Raw genomic sequence first — 13,738 nt, 5'->3', positions numbered from 1 at the left:
CGAACCCTCCCTCTCGCCGACGTCGCCGGTCGCGGATCGAGACCTGTCGCTGCTGCGGTGGTACCACCGCGTGCCGCGGCCGCCCTACGAGGCCGGGCCGGTCGCCGCCGCAGCCGGGGCGAGCGCGATGCTCGACATCTCGGACGGACTCGTGCGCGACGGTCGGCGGATCGCCGCCGCGAGCGGCGTGAGTCTGGAGTTGTCGCGCGAGGCGCTCGCCGGGCAGTTCGTCGGGCCGGTGGCGGCGGTGCTCGGTGAGGCGCAGGCGTGGGAACAGGTGCTCGGTGGGGGAGAGGAGCACTCCTTGCTCGCGACCTTCGCGGCCGGATCGGTGCCCGATGACGAGCGCGCACCGTGGTGGGTCATCGGAACGTGCGTGGCACCGGGGCCCGAGGGGCCCACGGTGCTGCTCGACGGCATACCGGCCTCGGCGCGCGGTTGGGACCACTTCCACCCCTGACCACAAACCCAACTTCTGCGTGACGCGGAAGTTTGCCCGTCGGCCGGCTATTTCTGCGTGCGGAGCGATCTTCTGCGTGACGCGGAAGGTGTCGTGGACTCGGCATCAACGACAAGGGCCGGTCGCCCCGAGGGGAGACCGGCCCTTGACTTTGAGGCGGGGGAACTCAGCGCTTGACCTTGCCGGCCTTGAGGCAGGAGGTGCAGACGTTGAGACGCTTCGGGGTCACACCCGCGTCACCGACGAGGGCCTTGACGCGCTGGATGTTCGGGTTCCAGCGACGCTTGGTGCGGCGGTGCGAGTGCGAGATGCTGTGGCCGAAGCCCGGTCCCTTGCCGCAGACATCGCAGTTGGCAGCCACGGGTGATCTCCTTGATTCTGGTGAAAAAGTCTTGTCGCGCGGGCCGACCGAGAGGTCCGTGCCCGAGGCGCAACCGCACAAGCGTATCCGAGGCCATGCCCACACACCAAAACGATGCCGCCGCACACATGGGCCGCCACTGCGGGCCGACACCTTGGGCCGATAGCCTGCGGACCGTGCACCTGACGTTCACGGCCGACCACGCCCGCCAGTGGGCCGTGCTCACGCGTGCCGCGCTCGCCGCTCGGCGCACCGAACTCGATGCCCTCAATGTCTACCCCGTCCCCGACGGTGACACGGGGACGAACCTCTACCTGACGCTCGACGGCGCCATCGAGCAGGTCGTCGAAGCCCACACCCGACTCGGCATCCTCGGCGCCGCCACGCTCGTCCAGGAATGCACCAGTCTGGGTCGTGCCACCCTGCTGTCGGCGCGTGGCAACTCGGGAGTCATCCTCAGCCAAATCCTGCGCGGGCTGACGCAGGTCGTCGTCGAGCGCGACCTCGAGGAGGTCGATGCTCCAGCAATGGCCGACTGCTTCGAACGTGGCGCAGTCCTTGCCCGCAAGGCTGTCGCCCACCCGCAGGAGGGAACGATCCTGTCGGTCGCCGACGCCGCCGCGCGAGCCGGACGGGTCGCCGCCGATGCCGGGGCCTCGATCGTCGAGGTGGCGGAGGCGGCCCGCGATGCCGCCTCCGCCGCCCTGCTCCGAACGCCAGAACAACTGCCCGCACTGGCCGCCGCCGGAGTGGTCGACGCCGGCGGGGCCGGGTGCGTGCTGCTCCTGGAGGCGCTGTGCCGCATCCTCACGGGCGACTGGTCCGAGACCGACCTGCTCGGTGTCACGAAGGGGCCCGCCCGCCGCGAGGAGTGGCGACCGACGGTCCACGGCGTCCCCGGGCCGATCGACCCCGGCGCCGACGCCCTGCTCGGCGACGGTGCACTGGCCATCTCGTCCCATCCCGAGGGGGACCTGGTCGGCCCGGGCTTCGAGGTGATGTACCTCGTCGAGGACAGCGACGAGACGAGTATCGACGCCCTGACCGCGACCCTCGACCGCTTGGGGGACTCGCTCATCGTCAGCGGCGGCCCCGACCTGTGGAGCGTCCACGTCCATGTCGACGACGTGGGGGCGGCCATCGAGGCGGGCATCGACGCTGGTCGACTGCGCCGCATCCTGGTGACCAACTTCGCCGACCAGATCGCCCGTCGCCGCGAACGCCAGGCCCTGGGGATCGTCGCCTGCGCGGCGGGGCCGGGCATCGCCTCCATCCTCCGGGAGGGCGGCGCAGTCGTCGTCGACTCGGTCCCCGGCGCCCGAGCCTCCGCCGGACAACTCCTCGATGCCGCCCGGGCCACCGGCGCCCACGCCGTCCTCATCCTCCCCAACGACAAGGACACCGTGCTCGCGGCCGAGGCGGCCGTGACCGCGGCCGCCCACGAGGGCCTCTCTGCTCACGTCATCCCCTCCCGCACCGCGGTGCAGGGCCTGGCCGCGATGGCCGTGCTCGACCCGGCCGCCTCCGTCCAGGACAACGTCGTCGCGATGGCGGGGGCGGCGAGGGCGACCCGGCACGGCGCCGTGACGATTGCCGTCAAGGAGGCGTTGACTTCGGGTGGGCACTGCCGACCCGGCGACGCCCTCGGCATCGTCGACGGTGACATCGTGCTGGTCGGGGACGACCTGTCCACCATCGCTGTACAGGTGCTCGAGCGCCTCCTCGGGGCCGGTGGCGAACTCGTCACCCTGCTCACCGGCTCCGACATCGACGCCGAGTTGCTCAACGGTGTCCAGCGTTGGCTCCACGACGAGGTTCCCCACGCCGAGGTGACCGTCCTGGCCGGGGGACAGGCGGCATACCCCCTGCTCATCGGGGTGGAGTGACGCGTGCTCGACGAAGCCACCAAACTCTCCCGGCTCCTGCCCAAGAAGGAGGCCGACTACTTCGCCAAGGATCGACGGATCGAGACCGTGGCCGACCTGCTCGCCTTCTGGCCGCGCCGCTACAAGACCTACGAGAGCGACCTGGGGCGTTTCCGGGTCGGGCAGTACGTCACCGTGGTCGCGACCGTGAAGTCGGCGACCAGCCGACCCCAGCCGCGTGCCCCGCGGCGCAAGATGCTCAAGGTCGTCCTCACCGACGGCCGACAGGAACTCGACGTGACCTTCTTCAGCGCCTGGACGCCCGAGAAGGAACTCCGGCCGGGAGTGCGCGCGATCTTTGCCGGAGAGATCGGCATGTACAACCAGCGCTGGCAGCTCACCCACCCGGGCTATTCGGTGCTCGATGACGACGACTCCGGCGAGCGCAAAGCGCTCATCCCCTTCTACCGCAAGGTCGGTCGCCTCTCTCCGTGGACCGTGGCGGAAGCGGTGCGCACCGTGCTCGACGTCATCGACGTCGCGCCCGAGGTGGTGCCCGAGGACATACTCGACGCCCGCGACCTGCTCGGCCGACTCGATGCCCTGCGCGCGATCCACACCCCGGATTCGCGCGCCGAGGTCGAGGCCGGACAGCGACGGATGCGCTACGAGGAGGCCTTCGTCCTCCAACTCGTGCTCGCACGGCGACGCGCCGAGCAGCAGGCCCTCACCACGCGCGGCCGATCCGCCATCACCGGCGGCATCCTCGACGCCTTCGACGCGCGACTGCCCTTCACGCTCACCGCTGGCCAGGAGCGGATCGGCGGCGAGATCGCCGACGACCTCGCCCGAGAGACGCCGATGCACCGTCTCCTGCAGGGAGAGGTCGGCTCCGGCAAGACGCTCGTCGCCCTCCGAGCGATGCTCGCCGTCGTCGACTCGGGAGGCCAGGCGGCACTGCTCGCTCCGACCGAGGTCCTGGCCCAACAGCATCACCGCTCGATCACTCGCATGCTCGGCGACCTCGCCGCCGGCGGCCTCCTCGGCGGCGCCGACCAAGGCACGCGGGTGGCCCTGCTGACCGGCAGCATGTCGACCGCAGAGCGGCGCGCCGCCCTGCTCGAGATCGCCAGTGGTCAGGCCGGGATCGTCATCGGCACCCATGCGCTTCTCCAGGACAATGTGCAATTCGCCGACCTCGCCCTCGTGGTCGTCGACGAGCAGCACCGCTTCGGTGTGGAACAGCGCGATGCGCTGCGCGCCAAGGGGACCCAGCCGCCGCACGTCCTGGTCATGACCGCCACACCCATCCCCCGCACGGTGGCGATGACCGTCTTCGGAGACCTCGAGACCTCGACCCTGCGTGAGCTCCCGGCGGGCCGAGCACCCATCACCAGTCACGTCGTTCCCGAATGGAAGGACTGGTTCCCGCGCACCTGGGAGCGCGTCGCCGAAGAGGTGCGGCTCGGCCGGCAGGTCTATGTCGTCTGTCCACGGATCGGGGGCGATGCCGACGGCAGCGACGACCTCGACGGGGCCGACATCGTCGTGCCCGACCGTCCATCACGCGTCGCCGGTCCCGACGGCCACGCGGGGTCCGATGCCGACGACGGGCACGGTGAGGGCCCCTCCGGCGAGGGCGATGACCTCGAACCACCCGGCGACATCGAGGTGGAGGAGGACCGACTGCCGCGACCGCTCCACGGTGTCGTCGAGACTCTGGCGCAGCTGCAGGCCGAGCCCGCGCTCGCCGGGGTGCGGATGGCGATGCTCCACGGCCGGATGCCGTCGGAGGACAAGGACTCAACGATGCTGGCCTTCGCGGCCGGCGAGGTCGATGTGCTCGTCTCGACCACGGTCATCGAGGTCGGCGTCGACGTGCACAACGCAAGCATGATGGTGATCCTCGATGCCGATCGCTTCGGCGTCTCCCAGTTGCACCAACTCCGTGGCCGCGTCGGTCGTGGCGGGCTGCCCGGGCTGTGCCTGCTGGTCAGCGGCACCCCGAACGACCAGACCGGCCAACGCCTCGAATCGGTCGCGGCAACCCTGGACGGCTTCGAGTTGGCCCGGCTCGACCTCTCCCAACGGCGCGAAGGTGACATCCTGGGCGCCGCCCAGCACGGCAGTCGCACCCAACTCGAGTTCCTCCACGTGCTCGAGCACGAGGACTGCATCGAGGCCGCCCGCGAGGACGCCTTCGCCCTTGTCGCGGCGGATCCGACCTTGGCCGCACATCCCGATCTCAAAAAGGCGGTCGACGCCCGGGTCGACGCCGAGCAGGCGGCGTACCTGGAGCGCGGCTGATGACCCGGATCATCGCCGGACGTGCCGGCGGACGCACCCTGCGCACCCCACCGGGCGCCGGCACCCGCCCGACGAGTGACCGGGTCCGCGAGGCGCTCTTCTCCGCGCTCGACGCACGAGGGGTCGTCGCGGGCGCCGCCGTGCTTGACCTGTATGCCGGGAGCGGGGCTCTCGGTCTCGAGGCAGCCAGCCGTGGGGCGAGGTCGGTCGACCTGGTCGAATCGGATCGCCGGGCGGCGTCGGTGATCTCGGCCAACGCCGAGGGACTCGGACTCCCGGACGTGCGCCTGCGGGTCCGCGCGATGACGGTGACCCACCACTTGGCCGGCAGCGACACGGCATACGACCTGGTCTTCGTCGACCCGCCCTACGACCTGTCCGAGGCCGCCCTCGCCGATGTGCTCACCGCCCTCGGCGCACCGGGGCGCCTGACCGACCGGGCTCTTGTCGTCGTCGAGCGCTCCAGCCGCTCACCGGAGCCGAGTTGGCCGCCGGACTGGACCGCGGACAGGGCGCGAAAGTACGGCGAGACGACGCTGTGGTTCGCATCGTTGCTAGGTTTCGACACGTGAGTGAGCGCGTGATCCGCCGGGCCGTCGTGCCGGGTTCCTACGACCCGGTGACCAATGGGCACGTCGACGTCATCGCGCGCGCGGCGGTGCTCTATGACGAGGTGGTCGTGGCCATCCTGCACAACCCGGCCAAGGAGGGGACCTTCGCCGTCGCCGAGCGGATCGGCTTCCTCGAGGACGTCGTCGCCGGTCTGCCAACTGGTGCCGACAATGTCCGGGTCGAGGCCTTCGCCGGGCGCCTGCTCGTGGACGTGTGCCGCGACCTGGAGGCCCAGGTCGTCGTCAAGGGGCTGCGCGGTGGCACCGACTTCGCCTATGAGGTCCCGATGGCTCTGATGAATCGCCATCTGACCGGCCTCGAAACCCTCTTCCTGCCCGGCGACCCGAGCCTCGAGCACGTGTCGAGTTCGCTGGTCAAGGAGGTCGTCCGCTACGGCGGTGACGTCCGCGGGCTCGTCCCCGACACCGTGCTCGGCGCGCTCCTGGCGCGGCTGCCTGGCGACTGAGCCCAGCACCGCGGGCGGTTTCCGCCCCGACATCGAGGGACTGCGTGCCGTCGCCGTCCTGCTCGTCATGGTCTTCCACGCCGGGCTGCCCCTACGTGGTGGCTTCCTCGGGGTCGACGTCTTCTTCGTCCTCTCTGGCTTCCTCATCACCGGCCTCCTCGTGCGCGAGCTGGGGGAGACCGGCACCGTCTCGTGGCCCCGATTCCTCGCGCGACGTGCCCGTCGCCTGCTGCCAGCCGCGATCCTCGTCCTCGTCGTCACCGCGGCGGGTGCCGACCTCCAGCTTCGTCGGCTTCACCGACGCCATCTGTCCCGGCACCACCTGTCCGCTCGTGATCGGGCACGTCGTCGTGCACCGCGCCGGCGACCACCTCACGGCCACGTATGCCGCGACCCTCGGCGATCGGGTCATCGCCGAGGTCAATCGGGTGCTGGACCGCGAGTCATGAGCAGGCGGCCGCGGTTTGGGACGTTGCCCCTGCTCCGGTAGTCTGGTGCGTCGGCCCATGTCCGTTCGGACGGGTCGAACCACATCACGACTGAGCAAGGGCAACGCGTCATGAGCCGGCTGGACCCGCGGTCCTCCTGGGTGCTGGACACCAAGGAGGTCGGCCGCCGACCTGGATCGATGACCGAGTTGACCCGCGAGGTCGCGGCACCAGCCGAATTCGGCACCGATGTCATGGCCGTCGCCGAGGGAGACCCGATCTCGCTCGATCTGCGGCTGGAGTCGGTCGTCGAGGGCGTCCTGGTGACTGGTTCGGCACGTGCGATCGCGACCGGCGCATGCGTGCGGTGCCTGGATCCGGTGACCGAAGAGGTCGACGCCCGGTTCCAGGAGCTGTTCGCGTATGCCGATCGAGCGGCCCACCACCTCGAGGTGGGGGACGAGGACGCGGCCGAGGAGTATGTGATCGAGGACGGCCTGATCGACCTCGAGACCCTGCTCCGGGACACGGTGGTGCCGACACTGCCGTTCCAGCCGGTGTGCCGGGAGGACTGCCCGGGGTTGTGCGACCAATGCGGTGCACGCCTCGCCGAGGACCCGGACCACCAGCACGATGTGATCGACCCCCGGTGGGCGGCACTGCAGGGCGTGAGCGCCCAGCCGGCCACCGCAGACGAAGAGAAGAGGACCTGACGTGGCCGTTCCGAAGCGGAAGATGTCGCGCTCCAACACCCGCTCGCGCCGCGCCAACTGGAAGGCGACGGTGGTCGGCGTGACCACCTGCCCCCAGTGCAAGGCCCCGACGCAGCCGCACATGGCGTGCCCCTCCTGCGGCACCTACAAGGGCCGTCGCTACGAGGCCGCCGAGCGCACCGAGCACCAGGGCTGATCCCCCCGCCGGTATGCCGCGCGCGGCCGCCTCGTCGGCGCCCGAGCCGCCTCGGCCCCTCACGGACCTGCTGGATTACCTCACCGAGGTGACCGGTGGTCCGGTGGACGCCGAGGAGCTCGGCCATGCCCTGACACATCGCTCCTATGCCTATGAGGCCGGAGGCCTGCCGCACAACGAACGCCTCGAGTTCCTCGGGGATTCGGTGCTCGGCGTCGTCGTGACGCACACCCTCTTCACGAGGCATCCGGACCTGCCCGAGGGGCAGTTGGCGAAACTGCGGGCCGCCGTGGTCAACATGCGAGCCCTGGCGGAGGTGGGGCGGACCATCGGTCTGGGGGACCACCTCTACCTGGGGCGCGGTGAGGAGACGACCGGCGGGCGCGACAAGGACTCGATTCTCGCCGACGCCGTCGAGGCCGTCATCGGCGCCGTCTACATCACCCAGGGAATGGGGGCGGCGGCTGCGCTCGTGCACCACCTGATCGATCCGCTCATCGCGGCGTCGGCCCTGCGCGGGGCCGGACTGGACTGGAAGACCTCGCTGCAGGAACTGTTGTCCCAGCACGACCTGGGCAATCCGACCTATCAGGTCGACGAGAGCGGACCGGAGCACGCCAAGGAGTTCGCCGCTCGGGTGCTCGTCGCGGGCGCTGTCGAGGGCACCGGTGAGGGGCGGACCAAGAAGGACGCCGAACAGCGGGCTGCGGCGGCCGCCTGGGAGACGCTCGGCACCCGATATGCCGGAACTGCCTGAGGTCGAGGTCGTCCGGCGCGGGCTGGCGGACCATGTCGCGGGGCGTCGGATCGCCTCGGTCGAGCTGCGCGGGACGCGGGTGGCGCGCCGCCATGTCGCGGGGCATGAAGACCTGATCGGGCTCCTGACCGGTCGCGTCATCGGACGCGCACGCCGCCGCGGGAAGTACCTGTGGTTGGAGTTGGCCGATGCCGCCGATGCCGCCAGTGGCCCGGTCGAGGACGCCCTGCTGCTGCACCTGGGCATGAGCGGTCAGTTGCTCGTCGAGGTGGCTGCTGCGCCCGACGAGAAGCACCTGCACGCCCGTTTCCGCTTCCACGACAGCGGTCCCGAACTGAGGTTCGTCGACCAGCGCACCTTCGGAGGACTCGCGTGGAGCGCCACCGGTGCGGACGGCATACCCCTCACGATTGCCCACATCGCGCCCGATCCCTTTGAACCGGCCTACGACCCGAACGCCGTGGTGCGTCGGATCAAGGCCAAGGACAGCGAGATCAAGCGGGTGCTGCTCGACCAGACTGTCGTGTCCGGCATCGGCAACATCTACGCCGACGAAGCACTGTGGCGGGCGCAGGTCCATGGCCGACGCATGGCGTCGACCCTGACGAAGCCGTCGATCGCGCGCGTCCTCGGACACGCTCGGGATGTCATGACGGAGGCGCTGGGGGAGGGTGGCACGAGTTTCGACGCGCTCTATGTCAACGTCAATGGCGCGTCCGGGTACTTCGACCGATCGCTGGCCGCCTACGGGCAGGTCGGGCGCCCCTGCCGGCGCTGCGGGACGCTCATCATGCGCGAGCACTTCATGAACCGGTCGTCCTTCTTCTGCCCGCGTTGCCAAGTCGCACCCCGACGACCCCGCTGACCCCGCGCCCCGCCACGCTGCGGCGTGGCCGGGGGCGACCCAGGGGGCTCCGAGCCTCTGCAGTTGCCTCACATGGTGGCGCAAGTTACATGCGCCACATATGGGCGCATGTGACATGCCCCGGTGGGTGGCGCAACTGCAGACGCGCCGACACACCCCATGTCGGCCCCAGGGATCACGGGATGGGCAACTCAGGAAGGGTCGGAGTGACGCCGGTGTGTCGGGTCGTCAACTCGGCGAGGGCGGTGCGGATGGTCTTGGCGAAGAGGTGCTGGCCGATGCGGGAGGGGTGGATCCCGTCGGACTGCAGCTGGCCGGTCGTGCCTTGGAGCGCGGCGTCCCAGTCGGCCAGGGCCACGTTGGGATGGGTAGCAGCGATCTCACGCAGGGTGGCGTTGTCGGACTCGACGCGACTGAAGCCTCCGTGCTCGGTGACCAGGACCACCATTCGCCGGGGGCCGAGGTCGGCGAGGATCTGCTCGATCGCCGGGCGGTCGACCCCGGCATTCGTGCCGAAGGCGAGGACGACGGCACGACGGTTCAGGTCGCCGCGCTTGGTCACGGCGGCCAGGCCATCGCTCCAGTGTCGGTTGGACTTGCCGTCCTGCCGGACTCCGGGGAAGTAGTAGCGCATGGCCGGCAGCGACCCGACGAGCATCGAGTCACCGTAGGCGTCGATCTCGTCACCGGAGGGCATCGCGAAAACCGTGGCCAGCTCGGCGGGGCCCGGCGGTGTCCTGGGGATCGCGGGTGAGGTGGTCGTCGTGGCCACTTCCTGCACATTCACCTCGCCTGTCGCGGACGTGGGTTCGCTGGTGGTGTCGGGTGCGGACGACGTGTTGGCGGTCAACTCGGCCTGGGTCGCCGTGGTCGTCGGAGCGCTGGCGAGCACCGCGGCATACGCGAAAGTGGCGACGACGCCGGTGGCAGTGACCAGGCGTAGGGCGCGCGGCGTGAGGCCCTCGAGCCGGTGGCGCGCCGTCAGGATGCAGGCCCGGAAGCCCAGTCGACGGACCGGCTGCTCGACCCAGCGATAGGAGGCGCCGGCGAGGACGAGCGTGAGCGCGACGCAGAGCAGGCGTGAGATCACGTATGCCGCACCGCCAGGTGCGATGGGCCAGGCGGCACCCACGAGGAGGACCACAGGCCAGTGCCACAAATAGATCCCGTAGGAACGCTCACCGATCCATCGCAGCGGCACGGTCTCAGCGAGGTCGCGCAGCCGTGTGGGTGCTGAGATGAGGGCGAGCACGAGGACGGCGGTGGCGAGCGAAGCCAGCGGGATGCCGAGGTGGAAGGTGAGGACGAGGTCGTCACGGGCCGTGACGAAGACGGCCAGCAGCACCACGAGGGCCCAGGCGGTGAGCGGCCGACGGAGATGCTGCCAGGCGCCGGTGCGGGTCCACGCCCGGTGAGGGGCCGCCCACGCGAAGGCCAGAGCGGCGCCGATCATGAGCCCGATCAGGTGCGTGTCCGTGCCGTAGTACGCCCGGGTCACCGAGGACGGATCAACGAGGATCGCCATCGCCGCCGCGGAAGCCACACCGATCGCGACGGGGATCAGGGGACGGCGACGGCGACGGTGGATCAGGGTGACGATGGCGACGACGGCGAAGGGCCACAGCAGATAGAACTGCTCCTCCACAGCCAAGGACCAGAACGTCATGAACAATTGCGGGCTGGTGGCGTGGAAGTAATCCGTGCCGGCGCTGATCTCGAGCCAGTTGGTCGTGAACGTGAGGGCGCCGAGGGTCTGGCGCCCGATGCCGACGAGCAGGTCGGGCTCGAGGAATCGGGCCAGGACGGTCGAGGTGACGACCACGAGGACTAGAGCCGGCACCAGCCGCCGGGCCCGTCGCCGCCAGAAACGCGGAAGGTCCAGGCGCCCGGTGCGCGCTCGCTCACGGAGCAGGAGGGTCGTGATGAGGAAGCCGGAGATGACGAAGAAGACATCAACCCCGAGGAAACCTCCGGGCAGCCAGGTGGCCCTCAGGTGAAAGACCAGGACGGCGCCTACGGCGAGCGCGCGCAGGCCATCGAGGCCCGGCAGCCGGTCGGAGGTCACCCGTCAAGGCTAGGGACGGGTGGGATCCCTGTTTCGACAGACACGCACGGTGCAGGGCAACTCCTGAGCGCGGCGAGTGGGGAAAGTGAAGAAAGTGATTGATGAGGCTGATGTGACTCAGGTGCGATCGCTCGCTCGGCTCGGCGTCGGCTCGGCGTCGACCGGCGTCGCCACGGCCCTCGTGGGCGACGGTGCTCAGTCGGCGAGGAAGGGCGCGACGCGGTCCTTGGGGCGACCGATGATCGCGCGGTCACCCTTGACGAGCACCGGGCGCTGCATGAGCCGTGGGTGCTCGACGAGGAGCGCGATGACCTGGTCCTCGCTCTGGACGTCGGCGTCGCTCAGGCCCAGACTCTTGAAGTAGGGGTCGCGCCGGACCAGGTCGGTCACCGGGTCCTCGAGCTTGCCGATGAGCTCGCGCAGTTGCTCCGCCGAGAGGGGCTGCTTGAGGTAGTCGTGGATCTCCACGTCGACGCCCACGTCACTGGCCGTCTCGAGGGCGGCGCGGGAGGTCGAGCAGGCCTTGTTGTGCAGCACTGTGGTCATGGCTTGATCCTGCCAGTCCCCGTGGGTGAAGGTGGGGGCCATGAAGGAGGCGAGGTCGGAGTCGGTCGGTGACCAACCGGTCCGGGTGACCGTCTTCGTGCGCGGCCAGGTGCAAGGTGTCGGGTTCCGCTGGTGGACCCGGGCGCGCGCGCTCGAACTCGGTCTGGCCGGGCACGCGCGCAACACCGACGACGGGCGGGTCGAGGTCGTGGCCCAGGGCTCGCGTCTGGCGGTGGCCCGACTCGTCAGCCTGCTCGGCGAGCAGCCGTCCACAACGCGCCGGCCCGGGCACGTCTCGGGCCTCTCGACGCCCCTCGAGGGATCGCTGCGGGACGACCTCAGCGGATTCCTCGAGCGCTGAGCCCTGCCAGCCGCCCCACCTCATGTCATCCGCAGCACCATGACGTCAGGCGAGCAGGATGCCGTCCTGTGGACCGCCGTCGGGATGTACCCAGTCGTACTGAACGCACAGGCCGAAGCCACCTGCTGCCGGCACGACGACGCCTGCCGCCGGGCGGTCCACGAGTGCGTCCGTGGGCATCAACCGGAAGGCATTGGTGCCCTCGAGGTCCTGCGCTTCCACATCGGTCCACGTCCCTGTGGTCATCTCGTCCTCCTCGTCCGCCACGGGTCAGTCAACCACCGGGTCGGTCTCGCGGCATACGGCCCGGGTGGTGGACGCCGGGCGAGGCCCGCCAGCTCCCCTCCTAGGATGGCGCGGGTGAGCGACGCCCCGGCCGAATTGGCCCGCCTGCGCGGCAGCATCGACAACATCGATGCCGCGCTCGTGCACCTGCTCGCCGAGCGCTTCAAGTGCACCCAGGCGGTGGGCCGCCTCAAGGCCGATGCCGGTATGCCGCCCGCTGACCCCGCCCGCGAGGAGCGGCAAATCGCCCGGCTGCGGGCGCTTGCCGACGATGCCGGGCTCGACCCGGAATTCGCAGAGAAGTTCATCAACTTCGTCATCGCCGAGGTGATCCGCCACCACGAGGCGATTGCCTCCGAGTGACCCCTCGGGTCCGACACCCCGGGTCGACCTGACGCGCCTCGGGTGGCCCACCGTCGGCCCCACGGAACCCCACAGGTCACAGCAGATCCCAAGAGTCACAGGCAACACCGGGCGAGCGCACGTGGCCGATCGCCGGCAGGCCCGCAGGTAGGGTGAGCGGTCGATCGGCTCGCACCAGGCAAGGACATCCGTGTACGTCAAGACACTGACCCTCAAGGGCTTCAAGTCCTTCGCGTCGGCGACGACGATGCGCCTCGAGCCGGGCATCACCTGCATCGTCGGCCCCAACGGCTCCGGCAAGTCCAATGTCGTCGATGCCCTCGCCTGGGTCATGGGGGAGCAGGGCGCCAAGAGCCTGCGCGGCGGCAAGATGGAGGACGTCATCTTCGCGGGCACGGCAGGCCGTGCGCCCCTCGGTCGCGCGGAGGTCAGCCTGACCATCGACAACACCGATGGTGCGCTGCCGATCGACTACACCGAGGTGACGATCACCCGGACCATGTTCCGCAACGGCGGCTCCGACTACGCGATCAACGGAACGCCCAGCCGACTCCTCGACATCCAGGAACTGTTGTCCGACAGCGGTATCGGCCGCGAGATGCACGTCATCGTCGGTCAGGGCCAACTCGACACGATCCTGCGCGCAACCCCTGAGGAGCGCCGCGGCTTCATCGAGGAGGCGGCGGGCGTTCTCAAGCACCGCAAGCGCAAGGAACGCGCACTGCGCAAACTCGAGGCGATGGAGGCCAACCTCACCCGCGTCGCCGACCTCACCGGTGAGATCCGGCGCCAGCTCGGCCCGCTCGGGCGCCAGGCTGAGGCCGCGCGCAAGGCCGCGGTCATCCAGGCCGAGGCGCGCGACGCCCGCCTGCGCCTGCTCGCCGACGACCTCGTCCAGCTCACCTCCACGCTCGAGCAGGAGGTCGCCGACGAGACCGCCCTCATCGCGCGGCGCTCGACCTTGGAGCAGACCCTCACCGACCTCCGGTCGCGGCTGACCCTCCTCGAGGACGAGTCCGCTGCAGCCGCACCGCTGCTCGCCCAGGCACACGACCGCTGGGGCCGCTTCCAGTCGCTGCGCGACCGCA

At 70.1% G+C, this 13,738-nt stretch carries 15 protein-coding genes and 2 pseudogenes; 13 read left to right on the top strand and 4 right to left on the bottom strand.

What is annotated here, in order from left to right; all coding sequences use genetic code 11:
* Window positions 1–460 (top strand): annotated as a pseudogene (locus BN10_RS00375) (hypothetical protein); the annotation flags it as partial.
* Between the two features lie 166 nt (window positions 461–626).
* Here the strand turns inward: BN10_RS00375 and rpmB are convergent.
* The gene (gene rpmB, locus BN10_RS00370) at window positions 627–821 is read right to left on the bottom strand and encodes a 50S ribosomal protein L28 (protein ID WP_010849146.1); all 195 of its coding nucleotides are present in this window, start codon (window positions 819–821) and stop codon (window positions 627–629) included.
* Window positions 822–997: 176 nt separating this feature from the next.
* Here rpmB and BN10_RS00365 point away from each other — a divergent pair, with 176 nt between their 5' ends.
* The 9 genes and pseudogenes from BN10_RS00365 (at window position 998) to mutM (ending at window position 9,030) form a co-directional block, all read left to right on the top strand.
* Entirely contained in the window at window positions 998–2,707 is a 1,710-nt protein-coding gene (locus BN10_RS00365; RefSeq protein WP_040750318.1) for a DAK2 domain-containing protein, read from the top strand.
* A 3-nt stretch (window positions 2,708–2,710) separates the two neighbouring features.
* Window positions 2,711–4,993, top strand: a complete 2,283-nt coding sequence (locus BN10_RS00360; RefSeq protein WP_010849144.1) for an ATP-dependent DNA helicase RecG — start codon at window positions 2,711–2,713, stop codon at window positions 4,991–4,993.
* A complete protein-coding gene (gene rsmD, locus BN10_RS00355) occupies window positions 4,993–5,565 on the top strand; it encodes a 16S rRNA (guanine(966)-N(2))-methyltransferase RsmD (RefSeq protein ID WP_010849143.1) in 573 nt (190 codons plus the stop codon). The genes BN10_RS00360 and rsmD overlap by 1 nt, the downstream gene beginning before the upstream one ends.
* The gene (gene coaD, locus BN10_RS00350) at window positions 5,562–6,071 is read left to right on the top strand and encodes a pantetheine-phosphate adenylyltransferase (RefSeq protein WP_010849142.1); all 510 of its coding nucleotides are present in this window, start codon (window positions 5,562–5,564) and stop codon (window positions 6,069–6,071) included. The genes rsmD and coaD overlap by 4 nt, the downstream gene beginning before the upstream one ends.
* Before the next feature lie 67 nt (window positions 6,072–6,138).
* A pseudogene (locus BN10_RS18010) lies at window positions 6,139–6,276 on the top strand (hypothetical protein); the annotation flags it as partial.
* 354 nt (window positions 6,277–6,630) lie between these two features.
* Window positions 6,631–7,212 (top strand): YceD family protein, encoded by a 582-nt coding sequence (locus BN10_RS00340; protein ID WP_010849139.1) that lies wholly within the window; start codon window positions 6,631–6,633, stop codon window positions 7,210–7,212.
* A 1-nt stretch (window position 7,213) separates the two neighbouring features.
* The gene (gene rpmF / locus BN10_RS00335; RefSeq protein WP_040750304.1) at window positions 7,214–7,408 is read left to right on the top strand and encodes a 50S ribosomal protein L32; all 195 of its coding nucleotides are present in this window, start codon (window positions 7,214–7,216) and stop codon (window positions 7,406–7,408) included.
* A gap of 13 nt (window positions 7,409–7,421) precedes the next feature.
* A complete protein-coding gene (gene rnc / locus BN10_RS00330) occupies window positions 7,422–8,165 on the top strand; it encodes a ribonuclease III (RefSeq protein ID WP_010849138.1) in 744 nt (247 codons plus the stop codon).
* Complete coding sequence (gene mutM, locus BN10_RS00325) at window positions 8,149–9,030, top strand: bifunctional DNA-formamidopyrimidine glycosylase/DNA-(apurinic or apyrimidinic site) lyase (RefSeq protein ID WP_010849137.1); 882 nt, start codon at window positions 8,149–8,151, stop codon at window positions 9,028–9,030. Before rnc ends, mutM begins: the two co-directional genes overlap by 17 nt.
* Before the next feature lie 175 nt (window positions 9,031–9,205).
* Here mutM and BN10_RS00320 read toward each other — a convergent pair whose 3' ends face one another.
* Both BN10_RS00320 and BN10_RS00315 read right to left on the bottom strand, forming a co-directional pair.
* A complete protein-coding gene (locus BN10_RS00320) occupies window positions 9,206–11,095 on the bottom strand; it encodes an acyltransferase family protein (protein ID WP_010849136.1) in 1,890 nt (629 codons plus the stop codon).
* A 195-nt stretch (window positions 11,096–11,290) separates the two neighbouring features.
* A complete protein-coding gene (locus BN10_RS00315) occupies window positions 11,291–11,641 on the bottom strand; it encodes an arsenate reductase family protein (RefSeq protein ID WP_010849135.1) in 351 nt (116 codons plus the stop codon).
* Window positions 11,642–11,681: 40 nt separating this feature from the next.
* Here BN10_RS00315 and BN10_RS00310 point away from each other — a divergent pair, with 40 nt between their 5' ends.
* Window positions 11,682–12,002, top strand: a complete 321-nt coding sequence (locus BN10_RS00310; RefSeq protein ID WP_010849134.1) for an acylphosphatase — start codon at window positions 11,682–11,684, stop codon at window positions 12,000–12,002.
* 45 nt (window positions 12,003–12,047) lie between these two features.
* Here BN10_RS00310 and BN10_RS00305 read toward each other — a convergent pair whose 3' ends face one another.
* On the bottom strand, window positions 12,048–12,248 hold the full coding sequence (locus BN10_RS00305) for a hypothetical protein (RefSeq protein ID WP_156917076.1): 201 nt from the start codon (window positions 12,246–12,248) through the stop codon (window positions 12,048–12,050).
* Between the two features lie 105 nt (window positions 12,249–12,353).
* Between BN10_RS00305 and BN10_RS00300 the strand changes: the two genes are divergently transcribed.
* Together BN10_RS00300 and BN10_RS00295 are read left to right on the top strand one after the other, a co-directional pair.
* Window positions 12,354–12,650, top strand: coding sequence for a chorismate mutase (locus BN10_RS00300; RefSeq protein WP_040750296.1), 297 nt, complete (start codon window positions 12,354–12,356; stop codon window positions 12,648–12,650).
* A 190-nt stretch (window positions 12,651–12,840) separates the two neighbouring features.
* Window positions 12,841–13,738: chromosome segregation SMC family protein (locus BN10_RS00295; protein ID WP_040750292.1), on the top strand; the 898-nt coding region annotated here is incomplete at its 3' end.

The organism is Phycicoccus elongatus Lp2 (assembly GCF_000367525.1).
GTDB lineage: Bacteria > Actinomycetota > Actinomycetes > Actinomycetales > Dermatophilaceae > Phycicoccus_A > Phycicoccus_A elongatus.
This window is presented reverse-complemented; position numbering and strand designations above follow the sequence as displayed.

Excerpts from the sequence above, each read along its gene's own strand:
- BN10_RS00315 (WP_010849135.1), bottom strand. The coding sequence starts at position 11,641 with ATGACCACAGTGCTGCACAACAAGGCCTGCTCGACCTCCCGCGCCGCC.
- BN10_RS00310 (WP_010849134.1), top strand. The coding sequence starts at position 11,682 with ATGAAGGAGGCGAGGTCGGAGTCGGTCGGTGACCAACCGGTCCGGGTG.
- BN10_RS00305 (WP_156917076.1), bottom strand. The coding sequence starts at position 12,248 with ATGACCACAGGGACGTGGACCGATGTGGAAGCGCAGGACCTCGAGGGC.
- rnc (WP_010849138.1), top strand. The coding sequence starts at position 7,422 with ATGCCGCGCGCGGCCGCCTCGTCGGCGCCCGAGCCGCCTCGGCCCCTC.
- BN10_RS00340 (WP_010849139.1), top strand. The coding sequence starts at position 6,631 with ATGAGCCGGCTGGACCCGCGGTCCTCCTGGGTGCTGGACACCAAGGAG.
- rsmD (WP_010849143.1), top strand. The coding sequence starts at position 4,993 with ATGACCCGGATCATCGCCGGACGTGCCGGCGGACGCACCCTGCGCACC.
- BN10_RS00300 (WP_040750296.1), top strand. The coding sequence starts at position 12,354 with ATGGCGCGGGTGAGCGACGCCCCGGCCGAATTGGCCCGCCTGCGCGGC.
- mutM (WP_010849137.1), top strand. The coding sequence starts at position 8,149 with ATGCCGGAACTGCCTGAGGTCGAGGTCGTCCGGCGCGGGCTGGCGGAC.